22 protein-coding genes and 2 tRNA genes are annotated in these 19,487 nt (G+C 62.2%); 11 read left to right on the top strand and 13 right to left on the bottom strand.

Features of this window, described 5'->3' with window-relative positions; genetic code table 11:
- Nucleotides 1–11: 11 nt before the first annotated feature.
- Nucleotides 12–179, bottom strand: a complete 168-nt coding sequence (locus SynBMKMC1_RS14810) for a hypothetical protein (protein ID WP_186472620.1) — start codon at nt 177–179, stop codon at nt 12–14.
- A 165-nt stretch (nt 180–344) separates the two neighbouring features.
- A tRNA-Arg gene (locus SynBMKMC1_RS02705) sits at nt 345–418 on the bottom strand.
- Between the two features lie 62 nt (nt 419–480).
- Here SynBMKMC1_RS02705 and recF point away from each other — a divergent pair.
- Nucleotides 481–1,599: a DNA replication/repair protein RecF gene (gene recF / locus SynBMKMC1_RS02700; RefSeq protein ID WP_186473290.1), complete on the top strand. Its 1,119-nt coding sequence runs from the start codon at nt 481–483 to the stop codon at nt 1,597–1,599.
- 29 nt (nt 1,600–1,628) lie between these two features.
- The gene (gene speD / locus SynBMKMC1_RS02695) at nt 1,629–2,111 is read left to right on the top strand and encodes an adenosylmethionine decarboxylase (protein WP_186472619.1); all 483 of its coding nucleotides are present in this window, start codon (nt 1,629–1,631) and stop codon (nt 2,109–2,111) included.
- A gap of 37 nt (nt 2,112–2,148) precedes the next feature.
- Here the strand turns inward: speD and larE are convergent, their stop codons facing one another.
- A complete protein-coding gene (larE, locus tag SynBMKMC1_RS02690) occupies nt 2,149–3,000 on the bottom strand; it encodes an ATP-dependent sacrificial sulfur transferase LarE (protein WP_186472618.1) in 852 nt (283 codons plus the stop codon).
- A 60-nt stretch (nt 3,001–3,060) separates the two neighbouring features.
- Here larE and SynBMKMC1_RS02685 point away from each other — a divergent pair, with 60 nt between their 5' ends.
- Nucleotides 3,061–4,257 carry a cob(I)yrinic acid a,c-diamide adenosyltransferase gene (locus SynBMKMC1_RS02685; protein WP_011932363.1) on the top strand — a complete coding sequence of 399 codons (1,197 nt, stop codon included), beginning with the start codon at nt 3,061–3,063 and terminating at the stop codon, nt 4,255–4,257.
- Between the two features lie 3 nt (nt 4,258–4,260).
- Here the strand turns inward: SynBMKMC1_RS02685 and moeB are convergent, their stop codons facing one another.
- Nucleotides 4,261–5,424, bottom strand: a complete 1,164-nt coding sequence (gene moeB / locus SynBMKMC1_RS02680) for a molybdopterin-synthase adenylyltransferase MoeB (protein ID WP_186472617.1) — start codon at nt 5,422–5,424, stop codon at nt 4,261–4,263.
- Entirely contained in the window at nt 5,399–6,010 is a 612-nt protein-coding gene (locus tag SynBMKMC1_RS02675) for a M67 family metallopeptidase (protein ID WP_255486263.1), read from the bottom strand. Before SynBMKMC1_RS02675 ends, moeB begins: the two co-directional genes overlap by 26 nt.
- A 20-nt stretch (nt 6,011–6,030) precedes the next feature.
- Here SynBMKMC1_RS02675 and SynBMKMC1_RS02670 point away from each other — a divergent pair, with 20 nt between their 5' ends.
- Entirely contained in the window at nt 6,031–6,405 is a 375-nt protein-coding gene (locus tag SynBMKMC1_RS02670; RefSeq protein ID WP_011932360.1) for a CAAD domain-containing protein, read from the top strand.
- Nucleotides 6,406–6,442: 37 nt separating this feature from the next.
- On the opposite strand, the gene SynBMKMC1_RS02665 is transcribed toward SynBMKMC1_RS02670, so the two are convergent.
- Entirely contained in the window at nt 6,443–7,324 is an 882-nt protein-coding gene (locus SynBMKMC1_RS02665) for a fructosamine kinase family protein (protein WP_370593928.1), read from the bottom strand.
- A gap of 36 nt (nt 7,325–7,360) precedes the next feature.
- Between SynBMKMC1_RS02665 and crtD the strand changes: the two genes are divergently transcribed.
- Nucleotides 7,361–8,875: a C-3',4' desaturase CrtD gene (gene crtD / locus SynBMKMC1_RS02660; RefSeq protein WP_186472615.1), complete on the top strand. Its 1,515-nt coding sequence runs from the start codon at nt 7,361–7,363 to the stop codon at nt 8,873–8,875.
- Here crtD and SynBMKMC1_RS02655 read toward each other — a convergent pair.
- The gene (locus tag SynBMKMC1_RS02655; protein WP_011932357.1) at nt 8,859–9,764 is read right to left on the bottom strand and encodes a prephenate/arogenate dehydrogenase; all 906 of its coding nucleotides are present in this window, start codon (nt 9,762–9,764) and stop codon (nt 8,859–8,861) included. The genes crtD and SynBMKMC1_RS02655 overlap by 17 nt on opposite strands.
- A gap of 99 nt (nt 9,765–9,863) precedes the next feature.
- On the opposite strand from SynBMKMC1_RS02655, the gene SynBMKMC1_RS02650 reads away from it, so the two are divergent.
- From SynBMKMC1_RS02650 to SynBMKMC1_RS02640, 3 genes are all read left to right on the top strand, one after another.
- A complete protein-coding gene (locus tag SynBMKMC1_RS02650; RefSeq protein ID WP_186472614.1) occupies nt 9,864–11,312 on the top strand; it encodes a helicase in 1,449 nt (482 codons plus the stop codon).
- Between the two features lie 37 nt (nt 11,313–11,349).
- A complete protein-coding gene (locus SynBMKMC1_RS02645) occupies nt 11,350–11,589 on the top strand; it encodes a DUF2839 domain-containing protein (protein ID WP_186472613.1) in 240 nt (79 codons plus the stop codon).
- Nucleotides 11,590–11,663: 74 nt separating this feature from the next.
- The gene (locus tag SynBMKMC1_RS02640) at nt 11,664–12,008 is read left to right on the top strand and encodes a DUF1815 family protein (RefSeq protein ID WP_011932354.1); all 345 of its coding nucleotides are present in this window, start codon (nt 11,664–11,666) and stop codon (nt 12,006–12,008) included.
- A 16-nt stretch (nt 12,009–12,024) separates the two neighbouring features.
- On the opposite strand, the gene recA is transcribed toward SynBMKMC1_RS02640, so the two are convergent.
- The 6 genes from recA to SynBMKMC1_RS02610 form a co-directional block, all read right to left on the bottom strand.
- The gene (gene recA / locus SynBMKMC1_RS02635; RefSeq protein ID WP_011932353.1) at nt 12,025–13,173 is read right to left on the bottom strand and encodes a recombinase RecA; all 1,149 of its coding nucleotides are present in this window, start codon (nt 13,171–13,173) and stop codon (nt 12,025–12,027) included.
- Between the two features lie 152 nt (nt 13,174–13,325).
- Nucleotides 13,326–14,102 (bottom strand): HAD family hydrolase, encoded by a 777-nt coding sequence (locus SynBMKMC1_RS02630; protein WP_186472612.1) that lies wholly within the window; start codon nt 14,100–14,102, stop codon nt 13,326–13,328.
- Between the two features lie 4 nt (nt 14,103–14,106).
- Nucleotides 14,107–14,178, bottom strand: a tRNA-Gln gene (locus SynBMKMC1_RS02625).
- A 104-nt stretch (nt 14,179–14,282) separates the two neighbouring features.
- The gene (locus SynBMKMC1_RS02620) at nt 14,283–15,920 is read right to left on the bottom strand and encodes an AAA family ATPase (protein WP_186472611.1); all 1,638 of its coding nucleotides are present in this window, start codon (nt 15,918–15,920) and stop codon (nt 14,283–14,285) included.
- Between the two features lie 72 nt (nt 15,921–15,992).
- A complete protein-coding gene (locus tag SynBMKMC1_RS02615) occupies nt 15,993–16,970 on the bottom strand; it encodes an LdpA C-terminal domain-containing domain (RefSeq protein WP_255486261.1) in 978 nt (325 codons plus the stop codon).
- Nucleotides 16,971–17,032: 62 nt separating this feature from the next.
- Nucleotides 17,033–17,494, bottom strand: coding sequence for an NAD(P)H-quinone oxidoreductase subunit N (locus SynBMKMC1_RS02610; RefSeq protein ID WP_011932349.1), 462 nt, complete (start codon nt 17,492–17,494; stop codon nt 17,033–17,035).
- A gap of 397 nt (nt 17,495–17,891) precedes the next feature.
- Here SynBMKMC1_RS02610 and rplC point away from each other — a divergent pair, with 397 nt between their 5' ends.
- The 3 genes from rplC to SynBMKMC1_RS02595 are packed head-to-tail and all read left to right on the top strand — an operon-like array spanning nt 17,892 to nt 19,478.
- Nucleotides 17,892–18,548 carry a 50S ribosomal protein L3 gene (gene rplC / locus SynBMKMC1_RS02605; RefSeq protein WP_011932348.1) on the top strand — a complete coding sequence of 219 codons (657 nt, stop codon included), beginning with the start codon at nt 17,892–17,894 and terminating at the stop codon, nt 18,546–18,548.
- The gene (rplD, locus tag SynBMKMC1_RS02600) at nt 18,548–19,183 is read left to right on the top strand and encodes a 50S ribosomal protein L4 (RefSeq protein ID WP_011932347.1); all 636 of its coding nucleotides are present in this window, start codon (nt 18,548–18,550) and stop codon (nt 19,181–19,183) included. Before rplC ends, rplD begins: the two co-directional genes overlap by 1 nt.
- Nucleotides 19,176–19,478, top strand: a complete 303-nt coding sequence (locus SynBMKMC1_RS02595; RefSeq protein ID WP_011932346.1) for a 50S ribosomal protein L23 — start codon at nt 19,176–19,178, stop codon at nt 19,476–19,478. The genes rplD and SynBMKMC1_RS02595 overlap by 8 nt, the downstream gene beginning before the upstream one ends.
- The last annotated feature ends 9 nt before the right edge of the window (nt 19,479–19,487 follow it).

Raw genomic sequence — 19,487 nt, 5'->3', positions numbered from 1 at the left:
AGGAGCGCTGGTCACTCGCCCTGAGCCGCAGTTTCTGGGTGATGACCATCCTGGACAACGATCATGCGCTGGCCGGGTTTGTCCGCGCCACGACCGATCAGGCCTTGAATGCCAACCTCTGGAATCTCGCAGCGCGGCCAGGACCGGATCAGGTCCATTTGGTTGAGGTGCTTGTGCACCGATCCCTCGCCGTTCTGCGCCGAGATCTTCCGGGCTGCAGCATCTCCATTTCGGCGCCTCCCCAGGCTCTCAATGCACTGAAAAACCATGGATACATCCTCGATCCAGGAGGCATCCGAACCATGGGATTGAGGCTCCGATCGCCGGTGGAGCCTGAAGAATCACGAGCATGGAGGGATTCGAACCCCCGACCCTCAGAACCGGAATCTGATGCTCTATCCAACTGAGCTACATGCCCCCGCGGCAGTTGGGAGAACAACCACGATTTGGTTACCTTAGCGACACGTCGCACCCTTACCGATTCGGCTTCTCCAGCTCGAACTGCAGGAGTTCCGCAACCACTGCCACCTGCAGCTGGAGATTGAAGCGCCGCGTCTGCTCGTGATCGGCAGCAACGGCATCGGCAAATCCAACCTGCTGGAGTCAGTGGAACTGCTGGGGAGTTTGCGCTCTCACCGCAGCAGTCAGGATGCGGATCTGATCCACTGGGACGCTTCAAGGGCTCTGTTAAGAGCGTCCTGCGTGGATGACACCGAGGTTGAGCTGGAGCTTCGCCGCCGCGGTGGCCGTCAGGCACGACGCAATGGCAAGGTGCTGCAGCGTCAGATGGATCTGATTGGCCCTTTGCGCTGTGTGGGCTTCAGCGCCCTGGATCTTCATCTCGTGCGTGGAGAACCGGCCTTAAGACGCCATTGGCTTGATCGGGTCGTGTTGCAGCTGGAGCCGGTCTACGCCGAATTAATCGGGCGATACAACCGACTTCTACGCCAGCGCAGCCAGTTCTGGCGACGAGGGGGAGGCGGAACCAGCGTGGAGCACCAGGCGCTCCTGGACAGTTTCGACATTCAGATGGCCCTGGTCTGCACGCGGATCCATCGCCGCCGCCGCCGGGCGCTGTCGCGGCTCGAACCCCTGGCAGCGACCTGGCAGTCCCGCTTGAGCAAGGGCCATGAACAACTGGAGCTCCGCTACAGCCCGGGGAGCGTGTTGGAAGGAGAGGAGGCCGAAGAGCCCTGGCGACTCGCAATCGAACAGCAGCTGCACCGCCAACGCAGCGAAGAGGAACGGCTTGGCAGCTGCCGGGTCGGCCCCCATCGCGATGAAATCGACATGCTGCTGAATGGCACTGTCGCCCGGCGCTTCGGTTCATCAGGTCAACAGCGCACCCTGGTGCTGGCTCTGAAACTGGCGGAACTGGAATTGGTCGGAGAGCTCTGCGGCCATCCGCCGCTCCTGCTGCTCGACGATGTGTTGGCGGAATTGGATCCGCAGCGCCAACTGGCCTTGCTGGAAGCGGTGGGTGACACCCATCAGTGTCTTGTGAGTGCCACCCATCTCGATGCCTTTGAAGGCGAATGGCGCCAACGCTCGCAGATTCTCAATGCTGATCATTTGAGAAACGGCTTGAGAAACAGCTAAAGTGGATAGCTGTTTTCTTTTGCATCCTGATGGAGCAGACCCTGTCATGCCTGCATCCCAACCCGGGATGGGACAACGCACAGACCCATACGCCTGCCAGTGCCCCGATTGACAGTGCCACCGACATGGTGGGCAAGCACTGCATTCTCGAGCTCTACGATTGCGACAAAAGCAAGCTCGACGACGAAGCTTTTTTGAGAACCACCATCACGACCGCTGCGAAGCGTGCTGGTGCCACTCTTCTCAATCTCATCACCCATCGATTCGAGCCACAGGGCGTCACCGGACTGGCTCTTCTGGCGGAATCTCACATCTCCATCCACACCTGGCCTGAAACCGGATACGCGGCTGTGGATGTTTTCACGTGTGGCGATCACACCATGCCTGAAAAGGCTTGCCAGCACCTTCGTGACGAGCTCAAGGCCATGAACCACGCCTTACGGAGCTTTTTGCGGGAAACGCCGTCTGCTGTGGCAGAGGTCGAACGCACGCCGGAGTGCACGCCTCGCTAAGGCTGGCGCGGCCAACCCATGTTGGTGTGTGGAGATCTCAGCGCATGCTCGCCATGCGGTTGAGCTTTCCGCTCACCAGCCCTTCGAGATCAATGCTCACCGAGGTGAACCCCAGAGCCAAGAAGTCCTGAACCAGGTCGCGGCGCAGCGGTTCCTCGAGAAGCTCACCAAGCCGGGTGGTGGGCACTTCAATGCGCGCGGCGAGCCCCTGCGCACGAACGCGCACCCGCGGAAACCCTCGAGCAATCAACAACGCTTCCGCCGCTCCGACCAGCTTCAGTCTTTGGTGGGTGATCACCTCTCCGTAGGGGAATCGCGACGCAAGACAGGGCTGGGCCGGTTTGTCCCACCAGGGAAATCCAAGCGCTTTGGAGAGTCGCCGGATCGTTGCTTTGTCGATCTGGAGTTCGGCCAATGGTGATCGCACGCCAGCCTGACGGGCCGCCTCAATACCAGGCCGGTGGTCTCCGAGGTCATCGAGATTCACGCCGTCCACCACAAGCGCGCCGTCAGCGGCTCTGGCGATGTCTTTGAGGTGGTGATGCAGTTCCCGCTTGCAGGCAAAGCAGCGATCTGTTGGATTCGATCTGTAATCCGGATCATCCAATTCCCTGGTTTCCACCTCCAGATGGCGAATCGCGAGCCAGCGGGCCTGGAGTCGCGCCTCCTCCAGCAGATGGGGCGCAAGCGATGGGGACACTCCGGTCACTGCAAAGGCATGGTCATCCAATTGTTCGCAGGCAATGGCCGCGACGAGGGTGCTGTCCACTCCGCCGGAGTAAGCCACACAAACCCTTCCTGCGGCACGAAGCAGCCCGCGCAGAGCTTCGAGGCGATCCTGATCACCCCGGGCCAGGGACTCCAATGGACGGAAGCGCGTTTCGGCCACTGAAGAACGCAGGAATCTCAGTATGCTCCGATCGTACGCAGCGCCATCTCGAAGACGTCGATGGACGCAACACGCTCATCCGAGACCTCTGGAGGTGCCCGCCGGCGCAGCAACCGCGGCATTGGCATCGTCACTGCAGCCGACAGCAGGGAGCGCAGTCTTGGCCAGCTGCACGTGTATGACGGCGACGGCAAGGGCAAGAGCCAGGCGGCGCTTGGCGTCGTGCTGCGCACGATCGGCCTGGGCATCTGCGAGCAGCGCCGCACCCGCGTTCTGCTGCTGCGATTTCTCAAGGGACCAGGACGGGCCTATGACGAAGACGCGGCCATCGAAGCGCTGCAACAGGGTTTTCCCCATCTGATTGACCAGGTGCGAACGGGTCGCGCCGACTACTTCAATGCCGAAGAAGCCACCCGTTTTGATCAGCAGGAGGCGCAACGGGGCTGGGACATTGCCCGTGGCGCCATTGCCAGCGCGCTGTACTCCGTCGTGGTGCTCGACGAACTCAATCCCGTTCTGGATCTCGGTCTGCTCGAGATCGACGATGTGGTGCAAGCCCTCTCATCCCGTCCGGAGGGAATGGAAATCATCGTGACCGGCCGTGGAGCACCAAGACCTCTGATCCAGATTGCCGATCTGCATTCAGAAATGCGTGCCCATCGTCGGCCTTCAGACGACAACCAGTCTGTGGTGCCCTTCAGCACTCCCGGGGGGATTGAGATCTACACCGGTGAAGGCAAGGGCAAATCCACCAGCGCCCTCGGCAAAGCCCTGCAAGCCATCGGTCGCGGCATCAGCCAAGACAAGAGCCATCGCGTGCTCATTCTGCAATGGCTCAAAGGGGGCAGCGGCTACACCGAAGATGCCGCGATTGCAGCCTTGCGCGAGAGCTACCCCCATCTGGTGGATCACCTGCGTTCAGGCCGCGACGCCATCGTCTGGCGCGGTCAACAGCAGCCGATCGACTACGTGGAAGCGGAGAGGGCCTGGGAAATCGCCCGTGCAGCCATCGCCAGTGGTCTTTACAAAACCGTGATTCTCGATGAGCTCAATCCAACCGTTGATCTTGAGCTTCTGCCCGTGGAGCCGATCGTGCAGGCGCTGCTGCGCAAGCCTGCGGAAACAGAGGTGATCATCACTGGCCGCTGCAAACATCCCCCGGCCTATTTCGACCTCGCCAGTGTTCACTCCGAGATGGTCTGCCACAAGCATTACGCCGAGCAAGGAGTGGATCTCAAACGTGGAGTCGACTACTAGAGCTCAATAGCGGGGCACCGAAGCGTCCACCTCCTGACTCCAGGCGTCGATTCCCCCCGTCACATTCACCGCTTGGATTCCAGAGCGCGTCAAATGGTCAACGGCCTTGGCCGATCGCCCGCCCAGCTTGCAGTGCACGTACACAACACGTCCGGATGCGAGCGAACGGATCGCTTCGATGGCGTCACCCGATTCGATCGACGCCAGGGGAAACAGCTGGGATCCCTGAATGACCGCTACGTCAGCCTCAGCCTGCTGACGAACATCCAGGAGCAACAGGTCGGCTCTCTCCTCGAGCAACGCCTTGAGCTCACGCACTGAGATGCTGTTCACGATCTTGGACTCCTCGCCCTCGACAGGACGTTCAGGATTGCAGAACTGCTCGTAGTCCACCAGTTGTTCAATGGCGGGCCGATGAGGGCGGCGTTCGAGGCGGAGCTCTCTGAAACGCATGCTGAGGCTGTCGACCAGCAGCAAACGCCCATCGAGGGTCTCCCCAAGACCGGTGATCACTTTGATCACTTCCGTCGCCTGCAGGAGACCGATCAGCCCGGGCATCACGCCCATCACTCCACCTTCGGCACAAGACGGCACGAGGTCCCGTGGTGGTGGCTGAGGCACAAGATCGCGGTAGTCCGGAGAGAGGGGCCCCTGGTTGAACACCGTGACTTGACCTTCAAAACGCTGAACGGAGCCATAAACGAACGGTCGGCCGAGCATCACGCAGGCGTCGCTGATCAGATACCGGGTCGGGAAATTATCCGAACCATCCACCACGAGGTCGTAGGCCCCGATCAATGAAAGAGCGTTCTCCGCCGTCAGCCTGCAGGGATGCTCGTCCACCACACAGTGATCATTGAGATCCAAAATCCTTCTGCGGGCGGAGGAGGTTTTGCACTCACCGACGGCGGCCTGGCCATGGATCACCTGCCGCTGAAGGTTGCTGAGATCGACGCGGTCATCGTCAACGATGCCGAGACGCCCGATCCCGGCCGCGGCCAGATAAAGGAGCAGTGGAGAACCGAGCCCTCCAGCGCCGATGCAGAGCACGGAGGCCGCCTTCAGACGCCTCTGACCGGCAAGCCCAAGTTCCGGCAGCGTGAGGTGGCGGGCATAGCGGCCCCGTTCTTGTGAGCTGAGTTCAGGCACCGAACGCGGATCCGTCATCGGAGGTGCGGCAACGACTGTTGTGAACACTCAGGCCAGTGTTACCCAACGCTGCACCCTCAGGCCCCACAAGACTCAGGGGGTGGACTTTGGCCAGTGTGGCGGGAGCGGACGCAGGCCCCGCAGTGGATCGCTCCATCCACCATCCCGCCAGGCCGCGCACACCAGCGTCGATCACCATCACCCCATCGGCAGCCGCCCAACGTCTGTCATTGCTGCTGGGGTGTGGCTCACCACCGGGATGGGAATGGGCACTCCCGACCACATGGAGTCCTCGCTGGCGCCCCCAGCGTTGCGCCGCGATCTGCTCGCGTGGATCCAGAGCGAACCGCGTCTGCCGCGACGGCCGCGGTCCATCGCCGCAGCCCGGTTGCTCCTCCAGCCCCTGAAGGCCAGGACGCCAAACGTTGCAGCAGGGCCAGACCACCCGCAGTCGCAGCTCAGAACCGCAATCGCCAAGCAAAAGGGCACACCCCTCGTTAGGGGCGACCGCATCAAGCGATCGGCGCAAAACGATCAGGCAATCCCAATCGAAGCGCAGTCGCCATGGCATTTGCGGAGGCTTGTCGATAAGGTCAGCTGGCATTAGATCCATGCCAAGGCGTCATGAGCGACGAAAGCACCACCCAGGTGAATGACACCGACGTCACAGATGCTGCCCAAGCTGGTGAGAGCGTTGACTTCGCGGAGCGGTACAAGGACATCCTGGGCAAAGTGAATGAAACCCTCGACAAAGTCGACTGGGGCCAGGCCGGCCGCATCGGCAAGGTGGTGGGCATCTTCGCAGCGGTGATCGTTGCCCAGATCCTGATCAAGGGCATTCTCGACACCATCAATCTGCTCCCGATCGTTCCCGGTCTGCTGGAGCTTCTGGGTGTGGTGGTGGTTGGCCAGTGGAGCTGGAAAAACCTCACCACCAGTGAAAAGCGCTCAGCCCTCGTCACCCGCATCCAGACACTCCGCAAGGAATATCTCGGTTGATGCGGTGCAGAGGGGGATCACATCCCCCTCGAAATCGTTAGAGAAGCGTCTTTTGAAGCCGTTTGATCACCTGGCGACATCGATCGCGGTAGCCACCTCCAAATAAATTGGCGTGATTGAGCAAGTGGTAGAGATTCAAGGCGTCGACTCGTTGCTCAAAACCCTCTGGTAGAGGCCATTCTCTGCTGTACCCCTCATAGAAACGGCGAGAAAAACCGCCGAAGAGTTGTGTCATAGCGAGATCGACCTCACGATCAGCCCACCAACTGGCAGGGTCGATCAGCAGTCCCCGTCCATCCGCCAGCACACCGGCATTGCCCGCCCATAGATCCCCATGCACCAGACAGGGTTCACAGGCATGCTGGCCAAGCCACTCCGCCAGCGGATCCAGCAGAGAAGACCAGTCGTTCGCAGGCAATGACCAGGCCCCAGCCAAACGCAACTGGGGCTCCAAGCGCAGCGCAACAAAGGCCTCACCCCAACGGGCACGCCATCCAGCCGGTTGGGGACCGAGACCGATAAAGCTGTCATCGTCCCAACCAAAGCGACCAGGGCCGTTCAACGCTGATCGCCTGTGCAGGCGGGCCAGACCTCGGCCAAGGTTGAACTGATCGCCAGTCCCCATCTCCCACCAAGGGAGCACCAAAATCCCCTGAGGCTCTAGGGGAAGCCACGCCAGCACATCCACAACCTCGACCAGGTCGCCATCGGCCCACCGGCGCAGGCAGCGCAGCCCCCGTTGCTCAGCCTCCAGCTGGGCGGGAGCGGTGACCTTCAGGAACCAAGCGGTCCCGTCACTCAGCTCTGCTCGCCAACAAGCTCCGACTTCACCACCGCCAACAGGCTCGACGGACGTCAGGCAACGCCCCCGCAACAGGTCTCTTTCCTTGGAAAGGATCTGCTCGAGCTGATCCCGCATCCACAAGCACCGGAAGGCAGCTGCCAGCATGCCGGCATGGACAGCTCCCGCGACGCGATTGTGATCGGAGGCGGCATTGCAGGCCTCACTGCCGCGGCCTTGCTGGCCCGCGAAGGGCTGTCGGTGACCCTCTTGGAAGCCCATCACCAGCTTGGAGGCTGCGCTGGAACTTTCAAGCGAGGGCGCTACACCTTCGACGTTGGCGCCACGCAGGTGGCAGGTCTGGAACCGGGTGGAAGCCATGCCCGCCTGTTCCGCCATTTGGGCCTGGAGCCACCGGCCGCGGAACGCCTCGACCCTGGCTGTGTGGTGAATCTGAATGATGGATCACCCCCCATCCACCTCTGGCATGACCCCCAACGCTGGCGGGAGGAACGGTCGCGTCAATTCCCTGGAACGGAGCGGTTCTGGGATCTCTGCAGCTGGATTCATCGCCAGAACTGGCAATTCGCCGCAGCCGACCCCGTGCTGCCCGTGCGTTCAGGCTGGGATCTGAGCCGGACGCTCAAGGCACTCACTCCCGGCAATCTCGCCTCAGCACCCCTCAGCCTGCTCACTGTTGCCGACCTTCTGAGACTCTGCGGCTGCGCCAGCAACCTTCGCTTGCGCCGTTTTCTCGACCTCCAGCTCCGGCTCTATTCCCAGCAGCCGGCCGATCAAACGGCAGCGCTCTATGGAGCCACCGTTCTGCAGATGTGTCAGGCCCCCTTAGGCCTCTGGCACCTGCAGGGATCGATGCAGAGCCTGAGCGACCAGCTCTTGCGCTCCCTTCAGCGCGATGGCGCCGAGGTGCTTCTGCGCCATCGCGCCGTCTTGATGGAGCGACAGCACAGCGGCGACAGCTGGACCGTGCAGATCGAGCAACCGGGCGGTGGGCAACGGTCCCTGCAAGCGGCCGATGTGGTGTGCAGTCTTCCGCCTCAGTGCTTGCCCTCTTTAATTCCAGACAGCAACGTGCTCGGCGCGTCCTATCGCCGCCGCCTGCAAACCCTCCACGCTCCGAGTGGGGCGCTGGTGTTCTACGGAGCCGTGCACCGGCGTGATCTTCCTGAAGCCTGTCCAGGCCATCTGCAGTGCGACTGGGACACTCCCGGATCACTCTTTCTCTCGATCAGCAGCGAGGGGGATGGCCGTGCCCCCGCTGGCGAGGCCACAGTGATCGCCAGCGTGTTCACCACCCCTGAGGGATGGCATGACTTGCCGGAAGAGACTTACCAGAAGCGCAAACAAACCGTGCTTGGGCAGATGCGCCGCGGGGTTGAAGAAGCCCTGACGCTTTCGGCCGAGGCCTGGCTGCACAGCGAATTGTCCACCCCCCGCGGCTTCGCTTACTGGACAGGTCGCCCGAAGGGCGTGGTGGGCGGACTGGGACAAAGCCCAGATCGCTTTGGTCCGTTCGGTTTGGCCAGTCGCAGTCCGATCCGCAAGCTCTGGCTCTGCGGTGATTCGATTCACCCCGGCGAAGGAACCGCAGGCGTGACTCTGTCTGCCCTGATGGCCTGCAGTCAACTGATGCAGGAACGAGGCCGGACGCTCACCCTGGCGGACTGAGCGGACCAGGCCCCTTCTCGACAAACCCCGGACGCAGGGTGCTGGTCTTGTGCAATTCATTCTCCAGCTGAGCCCAGTGGCCACTGAGGATCGCTTCCTCCAACTGTTCCAGGCTCCACCGGTATGCGGCCAAGGCCTTGAGCAGGGCTGCCGTGTTGCGGCACGCCATCGCCGTGCCGAGAGCTGGGTTGCCTCCGCCCACCCGGGTGGTGTCGGCAAACCCGCTGGACGCCAGACGGCGAGCAAGATCCAGAACCCTTGGATCCCGTTCCTCGCTGGCCGCCCTCAACAACGCAGCGCTCACCATCACGGGCAGGTGGGACACCAGTGCCACGGCCTGGTCGTGGCAAGCAGCATCGGCTGTGATCCAGTCGCTTCCAAGCCCTTCAGCCAACACTTTCACGCTGGCCAAGGCCTGAGGATCGGTCGCCGACTCAGGCGTTGCCACCCACGGGCGGCCTCGGAACAATCCCAACACCCCTGCGTCGACGCCGGACTGATCCGTACCCGCCATGGGGTGGGCCGCCACGAAGCGAGGGTGACGGTGGCGCCAGGCTTCAAGCACCGCCCCTTTCACCGACGCCACATCCGTGACAACGGCATGGGCTGGTAGCGCTTCGACCAACTGCGGCTCGGGATTGAGCAGCGCTTCGATCGGAAGCGCCAGGATCACGGTGTTGCAGTCGTTGAGACAGGACAACTGGCAACTAACTGCATCCACCAGCCCTCGCTCCATGGCTCGCGCCGCTGTGCTTTCGCGATGCACAAGACCGATCACCGGCACACCCTGCTGGCGGAGGTCGAGAGCGATCGAGCCACCGATCAGACCAAGGCCAACGACACCGACCGTTCCAAGAGCCTGCAGCCCCGTGCTCCGCTCCTCGCCCATGCCTGTTCAGCCAAGGCCACCATGTTGCTTCACCACTTGAGACCGCACGCATGATCAGGGTGAACCCTTGCTGGTCGGAAGGCTCCGTAGGGTTGGCCGATGTTGGAAGTTCAGGCCCATCAGCAGCTGAAGCATCTGCTCCGCGCGGATGCCGGGCAGTGGGAGCATCAACTGACTTTGAGTCGGCTGGTGGGCCGCAGCTTGCGCCGCCGCGATCAAACCCGGATCCAGCTCTCGGCCGGCAGCAATGAACGCTGGTGGCTGGCGCTGCTCGTTCCCCTCTGCCTTCAGAGCCGTCACACCGTGCTGGTGCTGGATGCAGCGCAACGTCAGCGCTTTCTCAGCCTGGAGCGTCCCCGCCTGCTCGAGAGCGATCTACGGCTCGGATGTTGGAGCAGCATTCACCCCCCCACAGGCGATCAACTGTGGCTGCTCACGCCCAGCCAACTGATCACGGCGTACCGCCTGGGGCACCTCCGGGACGACGACCATCTGGTGATTCCAGAAGCTGAACATCTGGCTGCACGACTCCGGGAGGCCATGGCCGTGCAGCTCGAAGCGCGCCACTGGGAAGAGCTCAGAACCGCCTTTCCGGCCACTGGCCAAGGACTTCTAGACCTGCATGAACGCTTGAGCCGGCAACTGTTTGCCCGTGGGTCCAGCCAGGGCCGTCAGCTCTCCATGCCCGACAGCGCCCTGACCAGCGTCCGCGACTTACTGCAATTGACCGGCCAGGCGCCGGAACCCTGGAATCACCTCGCCACCATGGGAGTGGACACCTGGGCGAGCTGGGCCCGACTCGACCATGAACACCTGCAGTGGCAATGGACGCTTCAGCCCCTGGAACCGCTTGAGGTCATCCGAGACCTGTTCAAGCACCGGCCTTGGACTTTGATTCATGGCGATGGGGGATGCCGCAGAGCCTCAAGCAGCGCACCTGCCGACCGTGACGATCCTGTCGTTCGCATTGATCTGCGCGAGCCGCCACGCAGTGAACCGATCCCGATCTACGCGCCCCGAAGGCAACCCCTGCCCAACACGGAGATCTACGCCAGCCATCTGCTCGATCAATGCCGGCGCCTCATCCTTGGCCGCTCGGGCCTAACAGTGGTTCTTGCTGATGACACAGCCCTGCTGCAGCGACTGGCCAGCGAACTGGCGGCGGAATTCGGGAGCAGGGTGACCCTGGATCGAGCCTGCGACAAACCCAATGGGGTGATTTGCACCACGTGGAGCTGGTGGATGACCCATCAACCAACCCTGCCTGAACCGGATCAGCTCATCACAGCCCTGCTGCCGATCGCAAGCCTGGAAGATCCACTCACTGCGGCGCGCGTGAAAGTCTTAAAAAAGCAAGGTCGCGACTGGTTCAGAGACCTACTCCTCCCGGAGGCTCTCGCGATCCTGATACCGGCCATTGCCCCTCTCAGGCGCAGTGGCGGCCGTCTGGCCATTCTGGATGGCCGGGTCCGAAGCCGCAGCTGGGGGGAGCAGGTGTTCCAGGCCCTAGAACCGTGGAGTTCACTGCAGCGGCTGCGACCAGATTGAAGAACAGCTCTAGGCTGGCTCGAGGGATAGAACAATCATGGGAGAAGCCCGCCGTCGTGCCAGCCAGGGCCTGCCGCCCCGTCAGAAAAAGATCGATCCCAAAGACTCCGAACGCTTCCTTGCCTGGCTGCCCCTAACCCGAAGCCAGGCATCGCAGTTTGTCTCGATCACCACGCGCGGCGCTTGGGTCGGCATCGGAGCGCTGGTGGTGTTCTGGGTGGTGGTGCGCTTTGTTGGCCCTACCGCGGGCTGGTGGACCCTTGCAGACACACCCTGAAAGAACCACGGGGCAGAGACGCATCGAAATCAATAGAAAACCTTTAGAATTCACTCAAGTGTTGAGTGGTTGCAATGTTTTTGCGTTTGTCAGAGCAATATCGAACGGTCGTTCAAGACCTGGTGATGAGCCTGCAGGCTCTTGCCAAAAGCCTGCAGAAACTGGGTGTCACAGCAACCTGCTACGTCTGCGACGACGGTCGTGATGGCTCTGGCGCCTCCTTCGTTGCTGAACTCGGCGATCAGCACATGGTGCGATTTCTTGTTTCCGACTTTGGAATCAGCTGGGTTGAGTCGCGCAACGGACGCGAATTGGTGAAATTCGAAGGCGCCGAAGCGATTCAGGAGCTCCAGCGCATTGCCGACAACCTTCAGGAGAGCCGCACGCAACGCAGCTCGTCCATCTCAATGCAACGGTGAACCCAGGGGGCCGTGCTCAGGCAGCCCCTTTGGTTTTGACATCGGCCTGAACCTCGGACCCTTTGGCAGCGGACTTCGTGGCCGCGGAGCGTGCAGCAGCGGCAAGGGGTCGCATGGAATTGGACGTCACTTCCGAGCCCTCGGTGAGCTTCTGTCGCACCAACGTCTCGATCGTGTCCTTGGCCTCAGGATTCTGTTCCAGCCAGCCAATGGTGTTGTCTCGCCCCTGGCCAATGTTGTCGCCTTCGTAGCTGTACCAGGCTCCTTTGCGGGTCACAACACCGGTTTCTTCGGCCAGATCCAGCAAGCATCCCAACGTGCTGATGCCACGGCCGAAAAGGATGTCGAATTCAGCGATGCGGAAGGGCGGGGCCACTTTGTTTTTGGCCACCTTCACCTTGGCCCGAATCCCGTACTCCTCGGTGCCGCGCTTCAGCGTCTGAATGCGGCGGATGTCGAGGCGCACCGAGGCATAGAACTTGAGGGCGTTACCACCGGTTGTGGTTTCCGGATTGCCATAGGTCACGCCGATTTTCAAACGCAACTGGTTGAGGAAAATCACGGTGCAACCGGATTTTCCGATGTTGCCTGTGATCTTGCGCATGGCCTGACTCATCAACCGCGCCTGGGAGCCCACGGCCAGATCACCCATCTCCCCTTCGATCTCGGCCCGAGGCGTCAGGGCCGCCACCGAGTCCACCACCACGATGTCAACGGCAGCGGAGCGCACGAGCTGATCGACGATCTCCAGGGCCATTTCGCCGGTGTCGGGCTGCGACACCAACAAATTCTCGATATCGACGCCAAGCGAAGCGGCGTAGACGGGATCGAGGGCATGCTCAGCGTCCACGAAGGCCGCCACACCGCCACGCCGCTGCACCTCGGCGATGGCATGCAGAGTCAGCGTGGTCTTACCGGAACTTTCAGGCCCGTACACCTCCACAACCCGTCCTTTGGGGTAACCACCGCCCAAGGCAAGGTCGAGGGTGAGCGCTCCGGTGGAGATGGTCTCCACCCGCATTCGGGAGGCGTCTCCAAGACGCATGATCGACCCCTTCCCGAAATTGCGCTCGATTTGCCCGAGCACGAGATTGAGCGCTTGATCACGCTCACCGGGGCGGACATCTCCACCGGAGGACTGGGAGGATTTCACTTCGACTGGCATGGCTTCAACAGTTAAAGGGCTAGAGGGCGTCGGCGGCAGCTGATCAGGACGGCGGCGGAACCGCCGCTGCCCTGGGAACAGACACCGGACAATCCATCCAGTGCCCCAACACGAACCATCCGTCACACGTAGTACAGATGTACGTTAACGAATCAGTTCCAGCTCGCCAAGGGCCTTGCGAAGCATTCCGGGCTGAGCAGCCTCACGCCGTCGGGCAGGGTCGCGGGGTCATCCGGCTTCAGATATCCCCATGAGGCCAGCCAGCAGGGCAGCGCCTCGAGCCCAGCCGTGCCACGCACCGTTTCCAGGGTCGCCTTGCGGTCTTCGATGAAGCCCTTCAGCTGCCAATCGCGTTGAAGGCTGAGCAACACCTCGGGTTTAGGGCCCGACTCCCGTCCGTCCAAGCGCGCGGGCGTCAGGCCCATCGACGCCAGCAGTTCCGACGTGAAGTCTTTCCCTTTGGTGGTGAGCACCGCCCAGGCCACGCCGTCATCGCCCAGCAACGCCAGGCGCTCCGGCACCCCTGGATAGGGCCGATGCATCGCCAACCAACAAGCACGATCGCTTGCAACAGCCTCGCGACGGACGTGCTCAAGCCGCTCCTGCAGGAGAGTCGGCGTCCAGCCAAACCGGGACAGGCCTTCAGAACAGAATGCGCCGTAATCACGGATCACCCCCTGAAGATCACCTGCTCCCAGCGCTTGGCTGGGCTCAGACAGCAGCGCCGCGATCAGCACCATCTCCCAGCCGTGATGAATCCAGGGGCGCAGAGCGCGAAACCCATCGGGGATGGCGTCTGGCAGCGCAGTCCCGGGGCGAAGACTCAACGCCGCGCGGCGGGCACTCCACCAGTATTCCTGCATCCCATCAACGATGACTCCATCGAAATCAAAGACGAGGAGTTCGCAGGACACCACTGGAATCCTCATAAAACTGGGCCGCTAGGATTCGAACCTAGGAATGGCGGGACCAAAACCCGCTGCCTTACCACTTGGCGACGGCCCATTGACTCCAGCCCAAGATCTCTTGCGGAGATCAGCACTGGCGTTCAGATAGTTACCCACAGCGGAGTGACCTTCGTCAATCCGTCAGCCCCACAAGACGCAGGATTAAGGGGGAAAAACCCTGAGGCGTCGCTGATCGGAAGGCCCGTACACATCACTGCGCAGGCTGTAGCGCGCCACCAGATCAGCCTGCATCTGCAGCACCACTTCACTGCGGGGCAAGAGCTCCACAGGACGCCCCTCCGGCATCACCACCCGTTCCACGGCCAGACGACACTCCTCGAGAGCGGCAAGAGCATCTCCGCGTGCGGGCTCCGCGGCGGACACCGGCGGCAACGATTGCGTCTCAGGGCGTGATCGGCGACTGAGCAGACGCTCGAGAGCCCGCTCCACTTGGGGCAAGGAGTCGGATTTGATCACCAGGATGGGTACCCCGGCCTCCCGCGCCTGACGACGAAGCTCAGGTTGGCGGCCAAGCCCCTGGCGCACGCTGAGCAGAACATCCGCAGCGGAGAGATCGTCCACCGCCTGAACGGGCCATCGATGACAGCGAACGGCTTCTTCCAGGCGCTGGCGGCTGAGGCCGCAGCAAAGAATCTGCAATGTTTCCGGGTCCCGCCCCTCCGTCTTTTCCGCGTCTTTAGACGCAGACACCCGCACCGGTTCAGCAACAGGATCGGGCATGGGAACCACCGCAAGAGCCGGTCGTTTTTGCGGAGCCCGCAGGGATTGAGGGGCGTCAGCGTCCACGAGTCGCACGCCTCCATCCTCGGTCAGTTCGCGCTCCTGGGGTCTTGGAGTCTGCCCGCGCAGAAGCAGATCAACCGTCCGGGCCACATCGTCATGCACAGCCCAGCGATGACGGCTGTGCATCTCAATGGCGATCGGAAACGTCGGTTCTGCAGCGCGCTCCAGGACTGTCTTCTGGCTGCGACGTCGGCGAGCCTCCTCATCCCCGAGGGTGACCGATTCGATCCCGCCCACCAGATCACACAACGTTGGATTCTTGATCAAATTGGCGAGGGCGTTCCCGTGGGCCGTCGCCACAAGCATCACGCCTCTCTCCGCGATGGTGCGCGCAGCCTGCGCCTCAAGCTCGGTTCCGATTTCATCGATCACGATGACCTCGGGCATGTGATTTTCAACGGCCTCGATCATGACCTGATGCTGCAATTCAGGGCGCGCGACCTGCATGCGCCGCGCCCGGCCGATCGCCGGGTGGGGAATGTCCCCATCGCCGGCGATCTCGTTGCTTGTATCGATCACCACAACCCGTTTGCCCAGGTCATCCGCAAGCACCCTGGCGATCTCGCGCAGCGCTGTGGTCTTTCCCACACCAGGCCGGCCCATCAGCAGCAACGATTGCTCACTGTCGAGCAGATCCCTCACCATGGCGACCGTGCCGAAAACGGCACGCCCGACCCTGCAGGTGAGCCCCACGACATCACCACGACGATTGCGTATGGCACTGATGCGATGGAGCGTGCGTTCAATGCCAGCTCGATTGTCGGCGCCGAATTGTCCAAGGCGATCGACCATCTCCTCCAGGTCGCTGCGCTCAAGGCAGCGGTCCCCCAAAGGTTGCGAGCGACCTGGATAACGGGCCTCAGGAAGCCTGCCGAGATCCAGAACCACCTCCAGCAACTGGTCGCTCTGCTCGTTCTGCTCAAGGACCTTTCGCACGGGTGTGGGCAAAAGCGACAAAAGTCGCTGCAGGTCATCGGTGATGCGCTCGGTGCTCATGTCCGTTTCAACCCGCCAACCGTGAGGCTCCGATCGCCTTCTAGCAGGGAGATGCCGTGCTGCGAGGACGCCTCAGCCCCTCTGCAACCAGGGGGTCACGAGAGAGCGTGCCAGGGTCACGGCCTCCTCCCATCCCGTGGGCCAGTCCCGCAGCGTGGTCTGGCGCATCTCCGCCTGATGAAGCAGGGGCTGAAGAAGCGCCCGTGCCATGCCGCCAAACGCCACCCCTGAGGGGCGTGCCAGCGTCGATGGCTCCAGGGTTTGCAGAAGATTGAGCGTGACGTCGTTGGTGCCTCCGGCGAGCTGCAGGGGGCCTGGGGGGGCGATCGTGCGCAGCTGCTGCCAGAGCCGCAGAGCGGCACGGGCCGTTCCAGCTCCCACATCCCCGCTCATCGGACGACCATCCAACTGCCAAAGGGGTCGCATCCCCAGGCGACGTAGTGCGCTGTGACGCGTCCAGAGCTCCCTGGCCAGATCAGCTGGGGTGACGCCATGGCCCTCCAGCCCGCAGCTCACCGCCAAGCGCTGAAGCGGAACGCGGGACGCTGCCACCGCCTGCAACGTGCGCTCAAACGCCGCACCTCGCTCCGGAGCCGTGTGAATTTCCAAAGCATCCGGTTGCAGCTCCTGAAGCAAGGGACTCAGCCCCTCAAGTCCAACCTGGTGCTCCTGGGCGTGAATGATCTGCTGGGGGCAGGCAGGAAGACAGCGCCCACATCCATAACAAACACTGGCCTCGACACCGCGGTCTGCCGTGATGGCGTTGGCGGGGCAGACCCGCTCGCAGGGCCTTGGGCAATCGGAGGGGCACAGCTCTGGGTCGAAAACAGCCTTGCGGAAATGCACATCGGATCCATCGCTGACGCTGACCATCAACCAGGGCGAGGAACCGGTGCGTTGGCGGGCCCAGTGCAGTCCGAGACGCGCGGCATGAACCACCGCCGCATCGGCGGCAACGTCGACACAGTGCACGCCCGCTGCGGCATACACAGCACACAGGTCTGCGATTGAGGCGAGATCCTGATTGCTGGCACCGCAGATCAACTTCACCCAGCAGCCCTGACGCAGCGCGTCCTCGCCCCGAAGGGCGGCGCTCCGTGGCAGAGAGGTGCTCAGGCTGCGAGAAGCTGGGTCATCGGCTGCCAGCGCAAACTTCTGGCTCCGCCCATTTCCACAACAATCTTGAGACGAGGCTCCCTTCGGCAAAGGTCACACAGGCTGAGCAACTCGGAGCGAGACAGAACCTGGCCTTCCAGCAACCAAAGCACAACAGGCTTATCGCCAAGAAAGACTTCGCCGAGCAGGGGCATCACGTCGTGAACCTCACCCACGGCAGCGCCGCGACCGACGCTCTGGTGACCCAGGTGAGGCGGGCGCACCCCATGCTTCTGAAACAGGAACACCTCCGGATCGCCGAGCCCGCGAGCGGACGTCAGATGGGTGCGGTAGCCAGCCGCGCGCAGACGTCGAAGCAGGCGTGTCTCGGCACCCCCCTCAAGAGGGGCATGAACAGCCATGCATCCTGCGGACTCCAGCTCACGGCGGAAACCCCGACCAGAAAGCAGCAGCGGCATGAGTTCATCTCAGATGGGGGAGAGTCTGGCAGCTAATCAGAGGTGAACGGAAGCCGGCACACGCTGGTGTAGTGTTTTTGTTTGCTCGGAAGATCTGTGCCCGTCCGCTAGCCGGGCCTCCAGTTCCAAGAGCAGATCCGGCGAGTGCGCCGGGTCCCCAGGCCAGAGCAGCAAAACAATCTCGATTGTTGTGCTGCCGGGAAACTACCGATCTAACCGATCGGGCAAGTCCCAGCCAGCTGATTCGCTCGCTAGCTCCATTCCGAATCGATTCGGTGGCCATGCCTCCGACCGCTTCGGCCACGACTGCGTCATTTCGATCAGCCCCCATCAGGCCACCATTCCTGCGCCTTCGGTCGCGCGAATGGGGTTGTCCACGCTGGCGTCATTACCTCCCATGTCCATCGGCATCCTTGGGAAGAAGCTGGGTATGTCCCAGCTCTTCGACGAGCAAGGCAAAGCCGTCCCGGTCACTCTGATCGAGGCGGGTCCTTGCCGGATCACCCAACTCAAAACAACAGAAACCGACGGCTATAGCGCCGTCCAGATCGGCTTCGGGGAGACCCGCGACAAGCTGGTCAACAAACCAGCCAAGGGTCACCTCGCCAAATCTGGTGAAGGTGTGCTCCGCCACCTCAGTGAGTACCGCGTTGACGACGTCAACGGATTGGAACTCGGTGGTGCAGTCACCGTGAGTGACTTCGAAGCCGGCCAAAAGGTTGACGTCAGCGGCGACACGATGGGACGCGGCTTTGCCGGTTACCAGAAGCGTCATGGTTTCAGCCGTGGTCCGATGACCCACGGTTCCAAAAATCACCGTGAACCGGGTTCCACCGGCGCCGGCACAACGCCGGGCCGTATCTACCCCGGCAAACGCATGGCCGGTCGCTATGGCGGCAAGAAAACCACCACCCGCGGACTCACCATCCTCAAGGTGGACAGCGATCGCAATCTGTTGGTGGTGAAGGGCTCCGTTCCAGGCAAGCCCGGTGCGCTGCTCAACATCCGCCCCGCCAACCGCGTGGGTGCCAAGCCCGCCAAAGGAGGTAAGTGATGGCTAACTGTGTAGTCCGCGACTGGCAGGGCAAGGAAACCGGAAAGGCTTCCCTGGACCTGAAGGTCGCCAAAGAAACCACAGCCCTCGATCTGATGCATCGTGCGGTTCTGCGCCAGCAGGCCCACACCCGTCAGGGCACGGCGAGCACCCTGACCCGGTCTGAGGTCCGCGGTGGTGGTCGCAAGCCCTACAAACAGAAAGGTACAGGCCGGGCTCGTCAGGGTTCAATCCGTACACCTCTCCGTCCCGGTGGCGGCATCGTGTTTGGACCGAAACCCCGCAGCTACAACCTCGCGATGAACCGCAAGGAGCGTCGCCTGGCCCTGCGCACCGCACTGATGGCTCGGATTGACGACGTCACCGTGGTGAAGGATTTCGGAACCTCACTTGAGGCACCGAAGACTCGGGAAATCGTTGATGCCCTCGGACGCCTTGGCATCGAAGCCGATTCCAAAGTTCTGATCGTGCTGGGGACCCCTTCGGAGGTGCTCCGTCGTTCCGTCCGCAACCTCGAGAAGGTGAAGCTGATCGCAGCCAACCAACTCAATGTCTTCGACCTGCTCCACGCCAACGCACTGGTGCTGGGAGAAGAGGCTCTCGCAACCATCCAGGAGGTTTACGGCGATGACTGAGCGCTTCACCGGACGCCTGGCGGATGTGATCCGCCGGCCGCTGATCACAGAAAAAGCCACCCGTGCACTGGAACTCAACCAGTACACCTTTGAGGTGGATCACCGCGCTGCCAAGCCCGACATCAAGGCTGCTGTCGAGCAACTCTTTGATGTCAAGGTCACGGGCATCAGCACCATGAACCCGCCTCGCCGGAGCCGTCGGGTCGGCCGTTTCGCCGGCAAGCGTGCCCAGGTGAAAAAGGCCGTGGTGCGCCTCGCCGAAGGCAGCTCCATCCAACTCTTCCCTGAGTCCTGAGGGGTCTGA

Source organism: Synechococcus sp. BMK-MC-1, from assembly GCF_014279955.1.
Taxonomy (GTDB): Bacteria; Cyanobacteriota; Cyanobacteriia; order PCC-6307; family Cyanobiaceae; genus Synechococcus_C.
This window is presented reverse-complemented; position numbering and strand designations above follow the sequence as displayed.